The 18,042-nt window shown below is 70.0% G+C and carries 19 protein-coding genes and 5 pseudogenes; 5 read left to right on the top strand and 19 right to left on the bottom strand.

Annotated features, from left to right (window positions below; translation table 11 throughout):
* Positions 1-31: 31 nt before the first annotated feature.
* The 3 genes and pseudogenes from ACFYO0_RS44885 to ACFYO0_RS44875 all read right to left on the bottom strand — a co-directional run bounded on the left by ACFYO0_RS44885 (position 32) and on the right by ACFYO0_RS44875 (position 1,823).
* Positions 32-895 (bottom strand): IS4 family transposase, encoded by an 864-nt coding sequence (locus ACFYO0_RS44885; protein ID WP_388687798.1) that lies wholly within the window; start codon positions 893-895, stop codon positions 32-34.
* Positions 877-987, bottom strand: a pseudogene (locus ACFYO0_RS44880) (hypothetical protein); the annotation flags it as partial. The gene ACFYO0_RS44885 and the pseudogene ACFYO0_RS44880, both read right to left, overlap by 19 nt.
* Before the next feature lie 251 nt (positions 988-1,238).
* Complete coding sequence (locus ACFYO0_RS44875) at positions 1,239-1,823, bottom strand: TetR/AcrR family transcriptional regulator (protein WP_388687796.1); 585 nt, start codon at positions 1,821-1,823, stop codon at positions 1,239-1,241.
* 83 nt (positions 1,824-1,906) lie between these two features.
* On the opposite strand from ACFYO0_RS44875, the gene ACFYO0_RS44870 reads away from it, so the two are divergent.
* On the top strand, positions 1,907-2,422 hold the full coding sequence (locus tag ACFYO0_RS44870) for a hypothetical protein (RefSeq protein ID WP_388687794.1): 516 nt from the start codon (positions 1,907-1,909) through the stop codon (positions 2,420-2,422).
* A gap of 75 nt (positions 2,423-2,497) precedes the next feature.
* On the opposite strand, the gene ACFYO0_RS44865 is transcribed toward ACFYO0_RS44870, so the two are convergent.
* From ACFYO0_RS44865 to ACFYO0_RS44850, 4 genes and pseudogenes are all read right to left on the bottom strand, one after another.
* Complete coding sequence (locus ACFYO0_RS44865; protein ID WP_388687792.1) at positions 2,498-3,055, bottom strand: dihydrofolate reductase family protein; 558 nt, start codon at positions 3,053-3,055, stop codon at positions 2,498-2,500.
* A 128-nt stretch (positions 3,056-3,183) separates the two neighbouring features.
* On the bottom strand, positions 3,184-3,531 hold the full coding sequence (locus ACFYO0_RS44860; protein ID WP_388687790.1) for a hypothetical protein: 348 nt from the start codon (positions 3,529-3,531) through the stop codon (positions 3,184-3,186).
* A 45-nt stretch (positions 3,532-3,576) separates the two neighbouring features.
* A pseudogene (locus ACFYO0_RS44855) lies at positions 3,577-4,058 on the bottom strand (MerR family transcriptional regulator); the annotation flags it as partial.
* Positions 3,956-4,333 (bottom strand): hypothetical protein, encoded by a 378-nt coding sequence (locus ACFYO0_RS44850; RefSeq protein WP_388687788.1) that lies wholly within the window; start codon positions 4,331-4,333, stop codon positions 3,956-3,958. The gene ACFYO0_RS44850 and the pseudogene ACFYO0_RS44855, both read right to left, overlap by 103 nt.
* 123 nt (positions 4,334-4,456) lie before the next feature.
* Between ACFYO0_RS44850 and ACFYO0_RS44845 the strand changes: the two are divergent.
* Positions 4,457-5,034 (top strand): annotated as a pseudogene (locus ACFYO0_RS44845) (IS5 family transposase); the annotation flags it as partial.
* Here ACFYO0_RS44845 and ACFYO0_RS44840 read toward each other — a convergent pair.
* Positions 4,946-5,767, bottom strand: coding sequence for a DUF6008 family protein (locus ACFYO0_RS44840; RefSeq protein ID WP_388687786.1), 822 nt, complete (start codon positions 5,765-5,767; stop codon positions 4,946-4,948). The pseudogene ACFYO0_RS44845 and the gene ACFYO0_RS44840 overlap by 89 nt on opposite strands.
* 521 nt (positions 5,768-6,288) lie before the next feature.
* On the opposite strand from ACFYO0_RS44840, the gene ACFYO0_RS44835 reads away from it, so the two are divergent.
* Entirely contained in the window at positions 6,289-6,456 is a 168-nt protein-coding gene (locus ACFYO0_RS44835) for a hypothetical protein (protein ID WP_388687784.1), read from the top strand.
* A 198-nt stretch (positions 6,457-6,654) separates the two neighbouring features.
* Here ACFYO0_RS44835 and ACFYO0_RS44830 read toward each other — a convergent pair whose 3' ends face one another.
* Positions 6,655-7,371, bottom strand: coding sequence for an NAD(P)-dependent oxidoreductase (locus tag ACFYO0_RS44830; RefSeq protein ID WP_388687782.1), 717 nt, complete (start codon positions 7,369-7,371; stop codon positions 6,655-6,657).
* Between the two features lie 93 nt (positions 7,372-7,464).
* Here ACFYO0_RS44830 and ACFYO0_RS44825 point away from each other — a divergent pair, with 93 nt between their 5' ends.
* Positions 7,465-8,148, top strand: coding sequence for a TetR/AcrR family transcriptional regulator (locus ACFYO0_RS44825; RefSeq protein ID WP_388687780.1), 684 nt, complete (start codon positions 7,465-7,467; stop codon positions 8,146-8,148).
* An 89-nt stretch (positions 8,149-8,237) separates the two neighbouring features.
* Here ACFYO0_RS44825 and ACFYO0_RS44820 read toward each other — a convergent pair.
* The 3 genes and pseudogenes from ACFYO0_RS44820 to ACFYO0_RS44810 form a co-directional block, all read right to left on the bottom strand.
* Positions 8,238-9,294: pseudogene (locus ACFYO0_RS44820) on the bottom strand (ISNCY family transposase); the annotation flags it as partial.
* Between the two features lie 183 nt (positions 9,295-9,477).
* Positions 9,478-9,663: pseudogene (locus ACFYO0_RS44815) on the bottom strand (2OG-Fe(II) oxygenase family protein); the annotation flags it as partial.
* 338 nt (positions 9,664-10,001) lie between these two features.
* Positions 10,002-10,160, bottom strand: coding sequence for a 2-oxoglutarate and iron-dependent oxygenase domain-containing protein (locus ACFYO0_RS44810; protein WP_388687778.1), 159 nt, complete (start codon positions 10,158-10,160; stop codon positions 10,002-10,004).
* Between ACFYO0_RS44810 and ACFYO0_RS44805 the strand changes: the two genes are divergently transcribed.
* A complete protein-coding gene (locus ACFYO0_RS44805) occupies positions 10,105-10,230 on the top strand; it encodes a hypothetical protein (RefSeq protein WP_388687804.1) in 126 nt (41 codons plus the stop codon). The two genes, ACFYO0_RS44810 and ACFYO0_RS44805, sit on opposite strands and share 56 nt — an antisense overlap.
* A gap of 198 nt (positions 10,231-10,428) precedes the next feature.
* On the opposite strand, the gene ACFYO0_RS44800 is transcribed toward ACFYO0_RS44805, so the two are convergent.
* From ACFYO0_RS44800 to ACFYO0_RS44770, 7 genes are read right to left on the bottom strand one after another with little or no spacing between them, the layout of a single operon-like run.
* Positions 10,429-11,388, bottom strand: a complete 960-nt coding sequence (locus tag ACFYO0_RS44800) for a sugar phosphate isomerase/epimerase family protein (protein ID WP_388687776.1) — start codon at positions 11,386-11,388, stop codon at positions 10,429-10,431.
* Positions 11,385-11,993, bottom strand: coding sequence for a nucleoside deaminase (locus ACFYO0_RS44795; RefSeq protein ID WP_388687774.1), 609 nt, complete (start codon positions 11,991-11,993; stop codon positions 11,385-11,387). Before ACFYO0_RS44795 ends, ACFYO0_RS44800 begins: the two co-directional genes overlap by 4 nt.
* Positions 11,994-12,038: 45 nt before the next feature.
* Positions 12,039-13,583 carry a GMC oxidoreductase gene (locus ACFYO0_RS44790; protein WP_388687772.1) on the bottom strand — a complete coding sequence of 515 codons (1,545 nt, stop codon included), beginning with the start codon at positions 13,581-13,583 and terminating at the stop codon, positions 12,039-12,041.
* Positions 13,584-13,629: 46 nt separating this feature from the next.
* Positions 13,630-14,769 (bottom strand): ROK family protein, encoded by a 1,140-nt coding sequence (locus ACFYO0_RS44785; protein WP_388687802.1) that lies wholly within the window; start codon positions 14,767-14,769, stop codon positions 13,630-13,632.
* Positions 14,770-14,777: 8 nt separating this feature from the next.
* Positions 14,778-16,211, bottom strand: a complete 1,434-nt coding sequence (locus tag ACFYO0_RS44780) for a carboxylesterase family protein (protein WP_388687770.1) — start codon at positions 16,209-16,211, stop codon at positions 14,778-14,780.
* Positions 16,208-17,122 (bottom strand): carbohydrate ABC transporter permease, encoded by a 915-nt coding sequence (locus ACFYO0_RS44775; protein ID WP_388687768.1) that lies wholly within the window; start codon positions 17,120-17,122, stop codon positions 16,208-16,210. Before ACFYO0_RS44775 ends, ACFYO0_RS44780 begins: the two co-directional genes overlap by 4 nt.
* Entirely contained in the window at positions 17,119-18,039 is a 921-nt protein-coding gene (locus tag ACFYO0_RS44770) for a carbohydrate ABC transporter permease (RefSeq protein WP_388687766.1), read from the bottom strand. The genes ACFYO0_RS44775 and ACFYO0_RS44770 overlap by 4 nt, the downstream gene beginning before the upstream one ends.
* Positions 18,040-18,042 lie beyond the last annotated feature (3 nt).

Below are 18,042 nucleotides of genomic sequence, written 5' to 3'. Positions count from 1 at the left end.
CTCACCGTCGCCCGCGATACAGGCTGCAAGGTCACCTACCTGCCCAGACCCACCAATAGAGCCGCCCCGCCTCGTTGAGCAGGCCCCGGGTGGCACGGTGCACGACCAGGCGAGCATAGATCTCCTGCCGGACCCCGCCAGGGATCTGGGAACACAGGACGGGCCGGCCGCGCTGATGGGTCTTGATCTCGTCGAAGACGAGCTCGATCTCCCAGCGCCGGGCATACAGGGCCGCAAGCTCGGCGGCCGGGTACCGCTCGTGGTCCGTCAGGCTGGTGATCAGCCGGATCACGTCCGCCTGGCCCTCGACGCGGTACTCGATCACCCGCACCAGGGCCGGCGGAGCCTTCACCGTCTTGGACGCTTTGCTGTGCTTGTGGGCCCCGATACAGGCCAGGTAGCCGCCGTCCGGCAGGACCTCTTCGACCCGGCGGGCCTTGCGCCGTTCGATCCTGAACAGCAAGTGGGCACCATGGCCGCGCAGGCGGTGCCAGCGGGCCAGGCCCCACAGCCCGCGGTCGGCCAGGACCAGGGTCCCGGTGCCGATGCGGGCTTCCAACTCATCGGAGACGACCCGTTCGGAGTCCTCCACACCGCCGATCACCGCATCCAGCACCGCGTGGGTCGAGCAATCCGCGACCGTGACGACCCTGGCCTGCGGATAGCCGGCCGGGCCGGGCCGCGCCGGGAGCCGGACTTGCCGAAGGCGTCCTGGTTGCCGGGCGAGTCCGGCACGGCCAGCAGCGTTCCGTCCAGGGCCAGCACACTCAGCCCCCGGAAGCCTTCCGTGCCCGTTCCCAGCGGCTGGGCCACCGCCCGGAACAGTTCTCGCATGACCCGCCAGCCCAGCCGCTGCCGGGCCCTGGTCAGCGACGACGTGTTCACACCGGTCCACGGCCGGAGCATCGGCTCGCCGGCCTTCACCAGCCGGAGCACCTCCAGATAGTCGGCCTGCGGAAACAAACACAGAGCCAGCACGAAGTACACAGTGAACCGAGCCGAGAGCAGACGCCGTCGTTTCTCCACACGGCCCGCCTCCCCCACCACCGGTCCACCAACTCAGGCGGACAAGACTGGGTCAAGATCCCCAAACCCAGCCGCTCCAGACGCGACAACAGCACACCCGCTCAACCGGCCGGCACCTTCAAAAACAACGGCATTGGATGCTGAGCCCCTGGGGGCGGCTCCGGGTTCCTCGCGGACTCCCAGCGCGGCCGGGCACCCCCATGAGGGCTTCCTCAGCGCTTCCCGCCCGCCCCGGGCGGAGCAAGTGGAAGGAACGCGCCGAGCACCGTGCGGATGTCCGGGCGGGGGTCGAAGTCCGGTTCCGGCGTGGTGATCTGATGGAACATCAGGCCGTCCAGGTGGTCGAAGAGGACCCGGCCGTGGTCGCGCGGCGCCGGTGAGCCCGCGTTCTCCAGCCAGACCGAGGTCAGCTCGATCAGCGCCTGCCGGGCCCTGACCAGGGGTTCCCGTACCTCGGGGCGGGCGATGCCCTCCAGGGCCAGGGCGTAGCGGGCGGCGGAGCGGTGGCGGGCGGGGCCCAGGGCGTGCCGGACCGTGTGCGCGAGGGCGTCGGCGAGGGCTTCGGGGTCGCCGGCGGCCGGGGCCGAAGCGAAGTGTCTCCAGTCGCGGGCGTCGAGCTCTTCGAGGTGCGCGACCACGCCGGTGACCAGGAGCGCGCGGCTGCGGAAGTGGTTCGACGTGGTGCCCGCGGGGGCGTCCGCCGCCTTGTCGACCGCCTGGTATGTGAGGCCGCGGAGCCCGCCGGTGCCGAGCACCCGTACTGCCGCGTCCAGGACTTGTTCCCGCCTGCTGGGCATGCGCCCCGTGCCTTTCGTCGACCCCGCCGTCCATCCGTACTATAAATACAGTGCGGCTACTACAAACATAGTAGCGTCGGTGTATGCCGAGAAGAGCGATCGTCGTGGGCGGTGGTGTCGGGGGCCTCGCCGCCGCCGTGCAGTTGCGGGCCGGGGGCTGGGACGCCGAGGTGCACGAGCGGGCCCCCGCCCTGCCCCGTGCCGGGACGTCGCTCGGGCTGCGGCCCGGGGCACTGCGGGCACTCGACGGGCTGGGGCTCATCGGGAACGTCGACATGGCCGCGCTGCGCCGCCGCACCGGCGATCCGGTGCATGTCACGGCCCGGATCGCGCTGTTGGAGACCCTGGCGGGGCGCTTCGTGGTGATCGCCGCCGACGGGCTGCGCAGCCGGGCCCGTACGGTGCTCTTCGGGGACGCTCACCGGCCCCGCCGGTCCGGCGTCACCGCCTGGCACGGCACCGCGGACCTCGACACCGACGGGATGACGGAGACCTGGGGGCGGCGGGCCCGCTTCGGTGTCCTGCCGCGCGCGGGCGGCCGTACGCACTGGTTCGCCTGCGCCCCCGCTGCGCGGTGCAGCCGGGGCGAGAGTCCTTGAGCCCCGAAATTGTCCTCAAGCGCCGGACAAGCTGAAAGATCAGCCTGCCCGGCGCTTGAGGACGGCCGGCACAGCTCAGCGGGTCCGGTAGCGCACGTACATCACGCCACTGTCGAAGGCCCGCTCCTCGACCAGCTCAAGGTCGAGTCGCACCCCGTCGGGGAAGAACCGCTTGCCGCCGCCGACCACGGTCGTGGTGACGAACATGTGGTACTCGTCCACCAGGCCGGCCTCGATCGCCTGCGCAGCCAGCGTCGGGCCGTCGACGGTGAAATCGCGTTCGGCGTCGGCCTTGAGCTTGCGCACCGCCTCCGGGTCGAAGCTCCGCTCGAGGCTGGTCTTCGCGCTGGACACCGAGTCGAGCGTCGTGGAGTACACGATCTTCTCCGCGGCCTGCCAGTCCCGCGCGTACTGCAGGATCTGCGGCGGCTGGTCGGGCTCCTCCAGCGCGGTTTCCCAGTACAGCATCGTCTCGTACATCCGCCGGCCGTAGAGGTACGTGCCGACGGGGCGGAAGAGGTCATTGATGAAGGTGTGCACCTCCGGGTCGTCGGCCCCGGTGCCGATGCCTCCCTCCGTCGCCGACACGTAGCCGTCGAGCGAGGTGACCATCGAGTAGATGAGCTTTGCCATGCGTCTCCTTCAGGTACGGGCGTGTCGGCCCGTGAGCGGTTCTGCAGGTGGTGACTTCCGCACGACCCGAAACTCATCGGCCGGCCGGCCGGCGATGTGCCGCGAGGTCCGCCGACCCTGCGCGACCGTCAGTCCGAAGAGGGCGGGCCGGACTTCCATGCGAAGGCACCTGCTGTGCGCGTTGCCAAAGATCCGTTCTCCCAGGACCCGGTGATGTCTGTCCAGTCGCTCAGGCGGGCGTTTCGCGCACCGTGCTCTGCCGCCTGGTCGTAGAAGAGCCGGAACCTGTAGACCCGGTCGTCATCGGAGATGATCTGGCCGTCCTCGTGATCGGGGCCCCCTTGCAGGAGGTCGACGACGGTCGTCCGCGCAGGATCGAGCCCCTGCTCCGTCAGGATCTTTCTCAGCCGGACCCACAGGTCGAAGGAACTCGACCGCAGAAGCTCTGTGTACTGGACGACGATGCGCGACACCATGGGCTCATGATCCGGCCGGCTCCCGGTACGAGGAAACACCCCTGCTCAGGCCACGAGCAGCCGAAGGCCCAGATCCGCCGCGTCCAGCTCCGCGAGGGCACTGTTGCGGCGGCCCACCGGCCGGAGGCGAGGTCGTCGCCGAGACCCCGTACCGCCCGCTCCTCCGCCTCCGGACCCACCCGGGTCCAGACCGAGACGGCACGGCGTACTTGGTCCTCCAGGTACACCTCCGGGCAGCGCCAGTACGCCTCGAACAGGCCATCCACGCAGTCCCACGGGACCGGCACCGGCACGCTGCGGGCGCCGAACACTTCGGCCACGCGCGTGAGCGAGGGGAAGCCCGCGAGGAGACCGCCGAACTCGGGCAGGTAGTCGCGGGTGAGCCAGAACCGGCCCTGCCAGCCGGACCCATCGGTGTCGAAGGTCAGCACCACCACGCGGCGGGCCACCCGGCGCACCTCGCGCAGCCCCGCGAACGGGTCGCCCCAATGGTGCACGGTGGACACGGCCATCGCCACATCGAAGGAGCACGCTCGGGCGGGTCCAGACAGAGGCCGACGACATCGCGGACCCTGTCGATGAAGTACAAATCCATGGACAGCTTGAACATCCCGGTGCGGTGCGGCTGCAGGCCGAAGGCCCGCCAGATCCGCGACACGGTCGACTGCCACAGGCCCAGCCCCCGGGCCACCGTCCGCATCGACCAGTGCCTGGCATTCTTCCGCGTCGACTCCAGCGTCCGCTTCACCACCGCAGCGACCTGCTCGTCGGTGACCGTCCTCGGGCCGCCCGGGCAAGGCATGTCACCCAGACCGGCGATCCGGTGCCCGACGAACCGCTTCCGCCAGCGGCCGGGCAACCCTAAACATCTGAACAGAATTCCCGACTCAGAAGACTAGGGCCTGTCGTCAAATGTTGATCTTGCGTGGTGGGTCATGGTCGGGTGATACGTCGTCATGAACTGTCTGATGCCGAGTGGGAGTTCGTCCGGCCGCTGCTTCCTGCCTCCTTGCGGGGGCGTAAGCGGCTGGATGACCGGAAGATTCTCAACGGGATCGTGTGGTAGTTGCGGACCGGTACGGCCTGGCGGGATGTGCCGGAGCGGTACGGTCCGTGGACCACGCTGCACACCCGGTTCCGGCGTTGGGCCAGGGACGGCACTTTCGAGCGGATGCTCACGGCCGCGCAGGCCGGAGCGGACGCAGCCGGTGACATCGACTGGCTGGTGTCCATCGACTCCACCGTGGTCCGTGCCCACCAGCACGCCGCCGGGGCCCGAAAAGGGCGCTCTCCAGCCCCTGCCTCGGGCGTTCCAGGGGCGGCCTGACCAGCAAGATCCACCTGGCCTGCGACGCGCTCGGCCGCCCGCTCGCCTTCACCCTCACCGGCGGGAACACCAGCGACTGCACCCAGTTCACCGCCGTACTGGAGACGATACGGGTGCCCCGCCTCGGGCCGGGACGGCCACGGGTGCGGCCCGACCACGTGCTGGGCGACAAGGGCCCTTGGAGTTCCCTCCTTGGCCCTCCTCGTATCCAGCCTTGACCGCGCGCTTCTCCTTCCACAGGTGGTAGAGGGCGATGGCGAGGATCGCGGTGCCGGTCAGGTTGGCGACGAAGTGCCACCACACGCGATAGGTCACCAGCGCCGGGCCGGGATCAATTGCACCGAACCAGGTCGACAGACCGATCGCTTTACTGGCACCCAGGGCGACTGAGACCGTCAGAACGATGTGCTCAATACCGTGAATGCCCTGCATCCAGACGCCCATCTTGGCCCACTTGCGGGTCTTGAGGTGCCCGGTGGCTCGGCGGGTGATCTGCACGATGCCGACGAGGCCGGCGAGGAAGATGAAGTTTCCGGTCAGGTGCAGGATCTCCATGCCCAACGCGGGCTTGGTCGGGTCCACCTGGCCCATGCCACGCGCGAGGCCGTTCGCCCAAGGAGTCATCCAGGCAGGGGCGTACGGGTTCGCCACCCAGTATCCGGCCTGGGCGACGTGCTCCTGAAAGTGGCCTATCTGACCGATCACGCCAAGACCGATGACGGCGACCGCGGTCTTGTACAGCCAGGGGCGGACAGGTCCACGGTTTGCGTAGGCGAGTACGACAACTGCCGCCCACATGGCCACGGCCCAGCCGATGAACACGACGGCACCCCAGGTGTCCAGCGAGGACACGGCACCGCCCATCTCGTGACTGCCGTGGCCTGCGTGTGCAGAGGGCCCGTGGTCCATGGGTGGACTCCTTGTCCAGGTCGCGGTTGGTACTTCGGCTTATGGTCCCGCCACCGTAGGAATCCCCATTCCCAAGAGGCCACTCCACTTGTGCTGTGTTCATCCACAGGCACGGCGGCGTTCTGGTAGGGATGACCGTCGTTGCGGGGTGCAGAGCCCACGGCGGGTGCTCCAGGTGACGCGTACGGAAGGCCCGCTCAGCGCGGACGGCCCGCTCAGCGCAGAAGGCGCGGAAGGCGCGCTCGGGTCGCCCCCTCTGTCAGCCTTGGGTGAGACGTCCCGGTTTGCCGGGTTAGCCTGAGAGGGCACCGACAGGAGTTTCCACCTCATGACCAGCACAAAGCCCGCCGGGGCGGATCCGGCCGCTCGCCCGAAGCGCCGGACGTTCAGCGCCGCGTACAAACTGCGAATCGTCGCCGAGTGCGACGCCGCCGCGCCCGGCGACAAGGGCGCGGTCCTGCGCCGGGAACGCCTCTACCACTCCCGTCAAGGAGTGGCGGTCCGCCCGCGATGCGGGGGCATTGGAGAATTTCGCCGACAAGCGGACCAGCCCGGTGCGGCCGAAGAAGTCGGCCGCCGAGGCGGAGAACGAGAGGCTGCACCGTCAAGTCGAGAGGCTTCCAAAGGAGTTGGCTCGCAACAAGGCCGCGCTGGAGGTCATGGGAAAAGCTTCCGCGCTCTTGGAGTGATCTCCGAGGGCGCGGACTGAGAGCCGCCGCCGACCCGGTGGCCGACGACGCGTTCACCGGAATCGAGGGCGAGCTGGGCATCACGGCAGCCTGTCGGCTGACCGGCCGCTCAAAGGCCACCCACTACCGCCGGCTGCGGCCCCCACCGGAGCGGACGACCAGCTCGGTTCATCAGCACCACAAACCTGTCCGGCTCAGCTAGGCGTGGTTGTGGGGGCCGCCGGTATGGGCGAAGGTACTGGGAGCTTGGCAGCCGACGATCGCGGGGGCCTCCTGGACGAGCGTGTCGTTGGTGAGTGCTTCGACCATGAACAGTGCGAAGTCCACCCGCCGCGTCAGGTTGCTGGCCAGTACCGGATCGCCCACGTGCCGGCTCCACACGGGCAGGCCCTGGCTTTCGCCTTCCTCCAGGCTGCTGCCGCGCACCACGGTCCACCGGGTGTCGCTGGCGAACACCCGTCGGCACGCCTCCACCTGGTCGTCGATCTCGACGGCGCGGACGAGCTTGCCGAGTACGGCGGCGATCCGGACGCCCATGGTGAACATTCGCGAGTACTTGTCCTTGCCGTCGCGCGTGATGTGCCAGCCGCAGGAGAAGACCAGGCGCGCGCCCGGCCGTGCGTGGTCGAGCACCGCCTGCGCCGTGCCCGACGCGTACTGCTGCACACCCCAGGGCACCAGCACCGTCAGCACCCCGTCGCACCCGGCGACCGCCCGCCGGATCACCTCCGGGTCGTTCGTGGGTCCGGGGACTACGGTCATCCGGCCTTCGAACGCGGCCAATTTCGGCACGCTGCGCTCCCGGCACACGCCGACCACGTCGTAGCCGCGTTCTAGTGCGTGCCCGACCATGTACTGCCCGAGCTTCCCCGAAGCCCCGACGATGCAGACCTTCTTCACACGATCCGCGCTCATGCCGCATCCCCTTCGCCGGACTGCTGACCTTATGTTGTAAGGCAAGCTAGCCTTATGCTGTAAGGCGGTCAAGAGGAGCGGAAAGGAGGGCGGATGCGCGAGGGAGGCAAGGGCCGGCGCGGGGCGTCGGCGCGCACCCCGCTCAGTCGCGAGCGCGTGATTCGTACGGCGGTGGCGGTGGCGGACGAGAAGGGATCGGCCGCGCTCACCATGCGGGCCATTGCCGAACCGCTGGGAGTCGAGGCGATGTCGCTCTATCACCACGTGGCAGGCAGGGAAGACATCCTCGACGGCATGGTGGACGCGGTGTTCGGCGAGATCGACCTGCCGCCACGCGACACGGACTGGAAAAGCGCCATGCGCCACCGAGCGGTCTCCGCCCGCGCCGTCCTCCGGCGCCACCCGTGGTCCATCGGCCTGATGGACTCCCGCTCCCAGCCCGGCCCCGCGACCCTGCGCCACCACGACGCCGTCATCGGAGCGTTGCGCGCCGGAGGATTCTCCGTCCCCATGGCCGCGCACGCCATCTCGCTGATCGACAGCTACCTGTACGGCTTCGTGCTCCAGGAACTGAGCCTGCCGTTCACCGGCGCGGCGGAGCTGGACAAGGTCGCGGGCGCCATCCTGCGCGACATGCCCGCCGACGACTACCCCCACCTCACCGAGTTGGCCACCGAGCACGTCCTCAAGCCCGGCTACGACTACGCCGACGAGTTCGCCTTCGGCCTCACCCTCATCCTCGACGCCCTCAACCCGGACGAGACCGCGAGCGCCTAGCTACTTGCCCCTGAAAAAGTGTTTGGGCTGGTGACGGGGCTGGCGTGGTAGGACGGCGCTGTGCCGCTGGCCGGTCGGGGGCATCTGGCTCACCGGCTGAGGACGGCCATCCGCTGGAGGTTGTAGGCGAAGACTCCCAGTCCGGCCCAGGTCTGGGCACCGGCCAGGCGGCGCAGGCGGCGCAGGCGGGTGCGACGGAATCCGAAGCTGCGCTTGAGGTGACTGATACGGGCCTCGACGCCGACTCTCCAGTTGCGCATCCGCCGAAATGGACGGCTCTGCTCGTACTCACGCCGTGCCTTTCCAGGCTTTCCAGCACGTTGCAGGCCGACCCGCTGGACACCGAGTCCGGCCAGGGCGAGATCATTGGCCGCCGTGCCGAAGCCGCGGTCCGCTACGACCGTGTTGGGTGGGCGGCCAGTCAGTGACACAGCGCGCTCCACCGACGGAACCAGTTGCGGCGCGTCGGCCGGGTTCCCGCGCTGGACCTGGTGATCGACGATGAAGCCGCGTTCGTCCTCGGCCACGAGTGCGGTGCAACCGAACTGAGTGGGGTGCTGGGGCTTGCCCTTGCGGATCGGCCGCGCGTCCGGGTCTGCCAACGAGACCATGCGGTCCGGGATGGTGCGGATGCCCGCCAGCCGCAGCGCGGTCTGCTCCCACAGCCGGCGGGTGCCCGCCACGGTCTCGGTCGGCTCGCCCACCAGATGCGCGAGTCGCCCCGAGGGCCGCTCAGCCAGCGTGCGCCGTGCATTGCGCTCCACTGCCGCCACGTCCCGCAGGGTCGCGCGGGCCACCGCGGCGATCTCGCCGGTGAGACGGTCGATCTCGCCCAGTGCCTGGCCGGTGCGCCGTCGCAGCGTGCGGGAGATCTCCTTCACGCGGCGCCCCGCTGAGCGGCTGCGATCACGGAAGCGGGTGCGCCTGGCTGCCCCGGACGCCTTGATCCGCCCCACCAGCCGGCCGAGCTTACGTACTCCGTGTTCGAGCAGGTCGGCGTCCGTGGGGGGTCGATGTCGGCTTCCATCACGGTCGTGTCGATGCGTAGTTGCGACACCGCAGCAGCTTGTCCTCGACCAGCTTGCCCAGCAGGGCGGCGTTCAGCTCTTCTACCGTCTGCGGTCAGCTGCGGCGCACCAGCTTGATGCCCTGTCGTGACCCGGCCAGCTTGACCCTGATGTGGTCCCGGACCGTGATCGGTTCGTAGGCCGACCCTGAGGCGTCGCGGTGACTGTCCAACGTCTCGATGACGGCCTCGGGGTTTCCGTCGTGGAAGAAAGCGGCTGAGCGGCGACGCCTGATGGTGCCGTCGACGATGGAGGGTTTGACGCGGTGCAGGGTCGACATCCATCGATCGTTGGTGAGCCGGGCCGTGAGGTCGCCAAGGTTGACCAGCAGCGCGCCGTCGGCCGGTGCGACATCGTGCCAGCGTTCGTTCCGGCCGAGGACCTGGAGGCCTTTGACCTGGTCGGCCCAGAGGACGGTGACGATCCCGAAGTCGGTGTGCTCCCCCATCCCGGTGAGGTCGCCGTCGAGGGTGACCGTTCCTTCCGGTAGGGCGTGGTTGTTCATGCGCAGCACGTCGATGGAGTGGTCGGTGAGCCGGGCGAAGAACTCAGGATCCACTCCGAGGGCGTCGGCGAAGACCCGGGTAAGGGTGCGTGCGACCCGGGCGGCGTGGTCGAAGTAGGCCTGGACGCTCTCGCTGAAATCGCCGATCTCGGGCCACACGTTGATCCCGTAGTCGTCCTCGGACAGGTCCAGCGAAGGGAAGGAACGTGCCTCCACACCGACGTTGAAGGCCTCGAAGAAGTCGTTCATGCGGCCGGCCGACTCGACGCCGAGGCTCAGGCTCAGGGACTCGCTCTTGGGCTGTAGCCGCGGTTGGCGCCGGTGACGCAGCAGGTCCTCTTTGTCTCCGGGGGCAGGGCGAAGAAGGCGTCTATCGTCGAGGCCATGCCGGCGATCGCCGAGTCCGGGATCGCATGGCCCAGGATCTGGATGAAGCCCACACCCGAGCATGCGTCGTCGATCTCCTGTGCGACCCTGCGGCGCTCCGTCTCCGGCCCTCCCTCGACGTAGGGGATATGTCGACCACCGGTACGGTGAAGTACTCAGGCGCTTGCAAGGACATGGGGCCCTTTCGGTCGGCCTCGGAAGTGGCCGCGAGGCTCCGGCACATGGTTGCCGAGAAGGATGGGCGAGGCTCGATGAAGGCGTGGAACACGCTGCCAGTACGCCTGCGGACCGTCTCCGGCCGAATGGCGCGCCGAAGAGCGATCACGCCAGAGCCTCCTGCGCCACAGTGATCCCCGACTGGAGCGCGGCGACCGGATCGGATGCCTCATCGAGCTCGATGAGCACGATGGCGGCGCCGGGAGTGCGTGACATTTCGTCGGCCCATCCTTTGAAGTCCACAATGCCCCTGCCCAGTTCCGCCATGTAGGGCTGTTGCCGAGCGAAGACCGTTTCGTCGATGGTGAGTTCGACGTCGATCGGCTTGACCGCGTCCTTCCAGTGCGCCAGCGCGATGCGCTGGGAGTGGCGGCGCGCGACGGTGACGGGGTCGCCTCCCCCGAGCGCGATGTGGCACGAGTCGGGGCACAACCACACGTAGCGCGGGTCGGTCAGGGCCATGAACAGGTCGATGTCCCTCTCGTACCAGAGCGTGCTGTTGGACTCGGTGTGGAAGGCCAGCCGCACACCGTGCTGTGCGACGGCTTCCCCCACCACGTGTGCGATGTCGGCCATCCGCGTCATGTAGGCGGCGTCGACGAAGAAGGGCGGACGCGTACCGAACGTCGCACGCATGGGCAGTCCGGCGACGAGAACCTCCGCCCCCACCTCGGTGAGGAAGGCCGCACGTCGCTCGGCGTCGGCGACGATCGCGGGCAGGTTCGTGCCCTGCCGCCAGTCGGGGCATTCGCTCGACGCGATGAAGGCGCTCACGACGGACAGCCCCCGGGCCGCAAGTTCGCGGCGGAACGACGGGGCATCGCCGAAGGCCCGCAGGACCGAGTCGATGTCGCCGGGCGCGAAGGTCAGCTCGATGCCGGTGACACCGGCCTCGGTCAGCGCGTTCAGCACCCGTTCCCAGAAGCGCTCGGGGTTCTTGACGGCCCAGTCGCGGAAGGCGCCGGCGGACTCGAGTCCCCAGAATTCCGGGTGGTAGAAGGTGACGATGTCGGTTGCGAAGCGTGGTGGCGCGGCGCGCGTCTCCAGGCGGTTCGGTCCTGTCATTCAGCACCTGCGCGGGCGTTGTAGACGACGATGCCGTCGGCGTCGACGGCTTTCCGGTAATCGCGGAACACGGCGAGCGCCTCGTCGCGGAGCACGTCCGGGGTGACCTGGATGCCGCGCGCCTCGAACTGCTCGGCCCAGTCCGCGCCGAGCGGGCCCTCGTCGAACGTGGTGATCTCCTCGAGTTCCGGGCCCTCGCCGGCGACCACCAGGCCGCGCACACCGGACCACATCGCCGCGCCGTAGCACTGCACGCACGGACGCCAGTTCACGACCAGCTCGTGGGCCGACATTCCGTCGCCGCCGAGGTCCCAGCTGCCGGCCGCCGTCTGGGCCAGTCCGAGCGCGACGACCTCGGCGTGCGCGCTGGAGACGCCGGAGGTGAGTACGACGTTCACTCCGACCGAGACGATCCGCCCGGTGTCCCGCTCGGCGACGAGCGCCGCGAACGGGCCGCCGTTGCTCTCGCGCCAGTTGCGGTCGGCGAGTCGGTGTACGAGGCGCATCCGGTCGTCGCGGTCGGGTATGACGGCGGGCACGTCGGCGAGTTCGTCGTCGATCCACGCCGGCAGCGCCACGCGGTACTCCTTCGGGATGTCCACCATGGGGTTGGGTTCCTCTCAGTGTGTGGCTGGTCGGTGCCCGTCGCGTCAGCGCGCGGCGAGCCGGTGCGCGGCGAGCGCGCGGGATCGTTCGGCGACGGCGCGGGCGGCGCGTACCGCGGTCACCACGCCGGTCAGGGTGACGTTGGCGGCCATCGCGGTCGGGATGACGCCGTTGCCGGCGAGGTACAGGTTGTCGTGGCCCCACACCCGGCCGTCCGGGTCGCACACGCTGGAGCCGTCGTCGGTGGCGCCGGCCCGGACGGTACCGGTCTGGTGCAGGGACGAGCCGGGCGGCAGCAGGGCACGTTCGGTCGCGGGATCGAACGTGCCGAACTCTTCGACGATCGACCGGACTTCGTCGAGCGCCCGCCGGATCATGGCCCGGTCGGTGGCGGAGTAGCCGAACTCGACGCTGATCCTCGGCATCCCGGCGAGGTCGGTCTCCGTCGGCGAGAACACGAGCCGGTTCTCCGGGCGTGACTCGACGGGGACGTACAGCGAAAGTCCCACCGAGTGCGCCAGAGGGTGCCCGTCGTCGTCCACGTACGTGCGGTTCATGATCTGGCCGTGGAACGGCTGTGCCGCTCCGTTCCGGGGCAGCCACAGCGAGTCCGTGCTGAACTCTCCGGCACGCGGCAGGGGCAGGGCATCGCGGTCGATGCCGAACCGGTCGAGGTCGAGCAGGACCCGGGCGGTGACGAACGCGTGCTCGTTGAGGTGCCGGCCCAACGCCTCGGGCCGGATGCCCGAAGCGAACAGCAACTGCGGGGTGCGCAGCGCGTCGGCGCACACGACGACGGTGTCCGCGAGGAGGCCCGACGCGGCTCCGTCGGCGATGCGGCGCAGACGGGCTCCGGCGACCCGGTCGTCGTCGCTGACGATGAGCGACGTCGCGAGCGTGCCGGTCACCAAGGTGAAGGCCGGGTCCCCACCGGTCGCGATGGCGGGGAAGATCGTCCCCGGGGCCGTGCGCGGCAGGGGACCGGATGCCGTCGCCGTGACCGCCATGGGCATCGGCTGCGGGCGCCGGTCCTCCGGCCCGACGCCGTCGTGGCGTCGGCGCAGTACGTCGAGGACGAGCCTGCCGACCTCGGTGGGGCCGATCGCGGAGGGCGTGACCTCGAGCAGTCGGCGTGCGGTGTCCAGGTCCGTCGCCCAGCGGTCCGGGTCGCCGAAGTCGAACACCTCGTCCCCGGCGGGCCACGGTGTCGCGGCGGTCCAGTGCACGCCCATGCCGCCCGCGTTCCACGCGAGGGCCGTCGCGGGCATCGCCTCGGCGTCCTGGCCGAGGGCGAGCGCGTGGAACATGCCCGGCGCGAGATCGGTGAGGCCGTCCGGGACGTCGCGCACCACCTCGGCGCCCGTGTACATGCCCTGAATGCCGGTGGCGACCTGTTCGTTGTAGCGGGACCAGAGGACCGGGTCGTCGAGGTCGTGCAGGTGCAGGCCGGGTGTCTCACCGATCGCGGAGCCGCCGTCGACCATCGTGATGTCCAGCGCGGGGTCGGCCTCGCGCAGCAGCCGGGCCACGGCGGAACCCATGATGCCGCTGCCCACGATGAGGACGTCGGTGCGGGGGGTGTCGGTCACCAAAAGTCTCCATGTCTGATGCCACCAGGGCGGATGTGTGCGGGGGTCATGCGCCGGGGACCATCGGGCCGAACAGCTCGGTGTCCATGCGGTCGAGGGCCAGCTTGACGGCGCCGACGAGCGCGGCGTCGCGGCCCAGACCGGTGGCGCGCAGTTCGACCGCGGGGGTTCGGGCGTCGCGCAACGCCTCGCGTACCCGGGGCAGCAGCACGTCGGCCGCGTCTTCCAGGCCGCCACCGAGCACGATGAGCGAGGGCGCGACGGTCCACGACAGGGTGGTGAGGATCGACGCGATGTTCTCCACGAACGCGTCGACCTCCGCGAGCGCGGTCGCGTCGCCGGCCCGGGCCGCGTCGAAGTGGTCGAGCGCGACGCTCCGCCTGGCCGGTTCCGGTGACGTCAGCCAGGCCACCGGGCGGTTCGCGATCGAGTCGGTCGGCATCGACCGTGCCTCGACGATCTCACCCGCGGCGCCGTCCAGACCGCGGTGCACGGCTCCGCGGATGAGGATGCCGAGGCCTGTCCGGTTCCCGAGAATCGCCCATACGACGTTGGCGTGATCACCGGCGACGCCCCGCCAACGCTCCGCCAGCGCACCGAGGTTGGTGTCGTTGTCCGCGAACCAGGGCATCCGGATCCGCCTGGTGAGCTCTTCGGGCAGGTGCACGCCTTCCCAGCGCGTCGTGTGCACCAGGCGCCGTACGACGCCGTCGTCGTCGATCGCGCCACCGTTCGCGACCGCACCGGCGCGCAGCCGGTCCGTCGACCCGCCCCCGTCGTCGAGCGCGTCGAGGACCAGTGCCGCCGCGTCGTCGAGGGTGGCCTGCGGATCCTGGTAGGCCCGCAGCAGCCGGTGCGCCCGGCCGAGGATGCGGCCGCGCACATCGGCGATGACCGCGGTCACGTCCGAGGTGGTGATGCACACGGCCGCCAACAGAGCGTTCTCCGCCCGCAGTGCGAAGCGGCGGGCGGGGCGGCCGGCGCAGCCGCTGATCGGCATCCGGTCCAGTTCGGTCACCCAGCCCGCTTCGACGAGCGAGTCCAGGATGAGCTCGATGGTGCGGCGGGAGAGGCCGACGTGCTCGGCGAGCGAGGTCAACGTCATCGGCCCGGCCGACACGGCCAGTGCGCGGAGGATGACCGAGGTGTTGACGCGTCGGACGGCGCTCTGGTTCATCCCGTTCATCCGGGGCATCAGCACACCTCCGCCCTCTCGGGCACCGCCTGTACCACGGGGTCGAACACGCCCGTGGTGTCGGCGGCGAGCACTCCCCCGGGCCGGCCGTACTCGCGAGCCGGATCACCGGGCGTCCCGCTCGCCCTGGCCCAGCCCGGCTGCCGGCCGTGGACGAGACCGACCAGATCGGCGTGCATCAGCGTGGCCAGTTCTCCGGGCGGACGCGGTCCTAGTGCCTCGGCGACGCCCGGTGCGTCGAGCACGTCGAAGAAGTACGGAAGGTCGACGCAGTGCGCGGCACCACCGAGAACGGGAGAGGGCCACTCGAAGGAGTACAGCCAGGTGCCGCCGGCGGCGTGGCGACGGGCGGCCGCCACGCGCGGACAGGCGGCACGGAACAGGGTGTCGGTCACGCGGGTGCCCGCCGCGCGGGCGGCGGCGCGTTCGACGGGGTCGGAGAAGCTCGGGTGAGTGCTCTGGGGTGTGGCCCCGGCGTCGAACTCGTCGCCCGTCGCGCCGAGCAACAGAGGTACGCCACGCCCGTGCACGGCGAGTCCGTCGGCGAGGGACACGGGCAGGACGTCGTCGCCGACGAACGGGCCGAGGACGAGCGTGTCGTGACCCGACTCGGTGCGCAGGTCGAAGACACCCTGCTGGACGCGCTCCACGGTGCAGTCGCCGAATCCGGTACGCGTCGGCGGCACACCGAGCCTGTTCCCGAGCCGGTCCAGGAAGTCGTGTGCGACGTCCTCAGCCACGGTGAAGAGACCACCGGACAGGCTGACCGCGCGGTGGAAGCGACCGCTGCCGAGGGGCGACGAGAGCAGCGCGAGCACCGCCGCTCCCCCGGCCGACTGGCCGACGACGGTCACCCGGCCCGGATCACCGCCGAAGGCGGCGATGTTCTCCTGTATCCAGTCCAGTGCGAGCAGCAGATCCCGCAGCCCGAGGTTCGTGGGGGCGTCGTCCAGTACGGCGAATCCCTCGACGCCCAGCCGGTAGCCCACGGTGACGCAGACGACCCCGCCGCGGGCGAACGCGCGGCCGTCGTACCACGGACTGGCCGGGCTCCCCGCCACGAAGCCGCCGCCGTGGATCCACACCATGACCGGGCAGGGCTCACGGCCGTCGTCCGCGGCCGGAGCGACTACGGAGAGGTTCAGCACGTCATCGCCCGGCACCGACGGCTCCGGCACGGTCGTCGTGGCGAACAGCGGTACCTTCTGCGCGGTGGGGCCGTGGCGGGACGCGTCGTACGGCTCGGTGAACCGGCCGCGTCGTACCGGGGCAGCGAACCGGCGTGCCCCGGTGGGTGGTTCGGCGTACGGGATGCCGAGGAAGCGCCGTACCCGGCCGGTGCCACGGCCGACGACCGTGCCGGCGGGAGCGTGTGCGGTGACCTGCTCGCCGGGCGCGTCGAGTGAGTCCATCCGGTCGTCCAACGCGGTCACCGCATTCCCGTTCCGGCGATGCCCTGAACGAAGTGACGTTGCAGGGACAGGAAGAGCACCAGTACCGGCAGCATCACCACGATCGCTCCGGCGAGCATCAGTCCGTAGTCGGTGACGTGTGCCGCCGCCTGGCTGGTGGCGGCGAGGCCCACCGGCAGCGTGTAACTGGACGTGCTCTGGGCGACGATGAGCGGCCAGATGAAGTAGTTCCACGAGTTCAGGAAGGACATGATCGTGACGGTGGCGACGGCGGGCCCGGCCAGCGGCAGGAAGATCCGGAAGAAGATCCGGAACTCGCCCGCGCCGTCGATGCGGGCCGCCTCGAGGAGTTCGTCGGGGACCGACAGCGCGTACTGCCGCATGATGAAGACCGACAGCGGCATCGCCACGCTGGGCAGGGCGATACCGGCGAGGGTGTCCGCCAGACCCATGTCGACGGTGATCACGAACTGGGGGACGAACACCGCGGTGAAGGGAACCATCAGCGCCGCCATGACCGCGCCGAACGCGATCCGCCTGCCCGCGAAGTCGAGCTTCGCGAGCGCGTAACCGGCGGCCGAGGCCGCCACGATGTTCCCGGCCACCACGATCGCGGCGACGACGACGCTGTTGACCAGGAACCGGCCGAAGCCCTCGGTGGCGAACAGCCGGGTGAAGTTGTTGAGGGTGACGTCGTGCGGAAGCCAGGCGCCGGGGTCGGAGCGGATCTCGTCGAGGCTGCGCAGCGAGCCGCTGACCACCCAGAGGAACGGGAGCAGCGTGAGCAGGGCGCACAGCACCAGGGCGCCGTACAGCAGGGGCGGGGCGACGGACCGGCGGCGCACGGCGATCCGGTCGGTGGGGGTCGGGTCGGCGCTCTTCGGCTCGGCGTTCTTCGGCTCGGTGTTCTTCACGGTCGCCACGGCGGTCATGTGCGGGGCCTCAGCAGCCTGAACTGGACGACGCTCACCAGGGCGACGAGCACGAGCGTCACGAAGGACGCGGCCGAGGAGACCCCGAATTCGCCGGATCCGAACTGGCGGTAGGTGTACAGCGCCACCGATTCGGTGGAGCCCAGGGGGCCGCCGTTGGTGAGCAGGTACGGCTCGTCGAACACCTGGAGGTAGAAGACGGTCAGCAGCACCGTCACCATGAGGGTGGTGGGCAGCAGCAGCGGCAGGGTGATGTGCCGCAACTGCCGCCACCGTCCGGCCCCGTCGAGGGCGGCGGCCTCGTACACGTCCCGCGGAACGGCCTGCAGACCGGCGAGGAACAACACCATCGCGGTGCCGAAGTTGCGCCAGACCCCGAGCAGGATGACCACGGGCATGGCCAGGTCCGGGTCGTCCAGCCAGTTCGGTCCGGCGAAGCCGACGGCGCCGAGCACCTCGTTGACGGTGCCGTTCGCGTTGAAGGCGTACTGCCAGATCAGCGCGACCGCGACGACGTTCGTGACGACCGGAGCGAAGAACACCGTACGGAACACCCCGCGCAGCCGCCGGATGCCGGAGTTCACCGCGAGGGCCAGCACGAAACCGATCCCCATGGTCAGCGGCACACCGACGGCCACGAAGAGGGCGGTGTTGAGGAGGTCCCGCAGGAAGCTCTCGTCCCGGAACAGACGGACGTAGTTCTCGAGCCCGATGAAGTCGACCGCGAGCGGATGACGCAGATCCGTGCCCCGCAGGTCGGTCAGGCTGAACCCGAGCGCGGCGACGGTGGGGATCGCCGTGTAGAGCAGGAACAGCAGGACGAACGGTGCGAGGAACAGCCAGGCGACAGCCGTGCGACGGGCGCCCCGGGAGCGCCGGCCCTTGACCGGCGCCCCCGGGATGATGGTGGTGGTCATCCA

Origin of the sequence: Streptomyces sp. NPDC006365, from assembly GCF_042870755.1 — a bacterium.
Taxonomy (GTDB): domain Bacteria; phylum Actinomycetota; class Actinomycetes; order Streptomycetales; family Streptomycetaceae; genus Streptomyces; species Streptomyces xiangluensis.
Note: the sequence above shows the minus strand (reverse complement) of the source record. Positions and strands in the feature narration are given on the sequence as shown.

Bases quoted from the DNA above. Each gene is read 5' to 3' on its own strand.
- ACFYO0_RS44800 (WP_388687776.1), bottom strand. From the start codon at position 11,388: ATGACAGGACCGAACCGCCTGGAGACGCGCGCCGCGCCACCACGCTTC.
- ACFYO0_RS44785 (WP_388687802.1), bottom strand. From the start codon at position 14,769: ATGAACGGGATGAACCAGAGCGCCGTCCGACGCGTCAACACCTCGGTC.
- ACFYO0_RS44865 (WP_388687792.1), bottom strand. From the start codon at position 3,055: ATGGCAAAGCTCATCTACTCGATGGTCACCTCGCTCGACGGCTACGTG.
- ACFYO0_RS44830 (WP_388687782.1), bottom strand. From the start codon at position 7,371: ATGAGCGCGGATCGTGTGAAGAAGGTCTGCATCGTCGGGGCTTCGGGG.
- ACFYO0_RS44770 (WP_388687766.1), bottom strand. From the start codon at position 18,039: ATGACCACCACCATCATCCCGGGGGCGCCGGTCAAGGGCCGGCGCTCC.
- ACFYO0_RS44860 (WP_388687790.1), bottom strand. From the start codon at position 3,531: ATGGTGTCGCGCATCGTCGTCCAGTACACAGAGCTTCTGCGGTCGAGT.
- ACFYO0_RS44870 (WP_388687794.1), top strand. From the start codon at position 1,907: ATGCCGAGAAGAGCGATCGTCGTGGGCGGTGGTGTCGGGGGCCTCGCC.
- ACFYO0_RS44775 (WP_388687768.1), bottom strand. From the start codon at position 17,122: ATGACCGCCGTGGCGACCGTGAAGAACACCGAGCCGAAGAACGCCGAG.
- ACFYO0_RS44795 (WP_388687774.1), bottom strand. From the start codon at position 11,993: ATGGTGGACATCCCGAAGGAGTACCGCGTGGCGCTGCCGGCGTGGATC.
- ACFYO0_RS44850 (WP_388687788.1), bottom strand. From the start codon at position 4,333: ATGCCTTGCCCGGGCGGCCCGAGGACGGTCACCGACGAGCAGGTCGCT.
- ACFYO0_RS44805 (WP_388687804.1), top strand. From the start codon at position 10,105: ATGCCGGCGATCGCCGAGTCCGGGATCGCATGGCCCAGGATCTGGATG.
- ACFYO0_RS44825 (WP_388687780.1), top strand. From the start codon at position 7,465: ATGCGCGAGGGAGGCAAGGGCCGGCGCGGGGCGTCGGCGCGCACCCCG.
- ACFYO0_RS44840 (WP_388687786.1), bottom strand. From the start codon at position 5,767: ATGGACCACGGGCCCTCTGCACACGCAGGCCACGGCAGTCACGAGATG.
- ACFYO0_RS44875 (WP_388687796.1), bottom strand. From the start codon at position 1,823: ATGCCCAGCAGGCGGGAACAAGTCCTGGACGCGGCAGTACGGGTGCTC.